This is a genomic window from Gemmiger formicilis (assembly GCF_016901605.1).
Taxonomy (GTDB): Bacteria; Bacillota; Clostridia; order Oscillospirales; family Ruminococcaceae; genus Gemmiger; species Gemmiger formicilis_B.
The window spans coordinates 1-219 of sequence record NZ_JACJKP010000918.1; the positions used below are offsets into that span (position 1 = coordinate 1).

1 pseudogene is annotated in these 219 nt (G+C 53.0%); it reads right to left on the reverse strand.

Features of this window, described 5'->3' with window-relative positions:
• Positions 1-219: pseudogene (locus tag H6B10_RS17245) on the reverse strand (glycosyl hydrolase family 8); the annotation flags it as partial.

The following is a 219-nucleotide window of genomic DNA, read 5'->3' on the forward strand; positions in this document are numbered from 1 at the left end:
GATACAGGCAATTGTCATAATAACGCCGCGGTCCGGAACGGAGCGGAGTGCTAAAGAACCGGCGGAGCCATTCATCCGCGCAGGCGTCATCCAGAATCAGGGAACCCTGCGCAATGGTAGCCAGAAGCCCTACAGGATGCAGAGCATTTCCTTCAACGGGTGTGCCGTCGATCAGATAGATGCCGTTTGTTTGCCCGTGTTCCTTTTCTTCAAAAAATT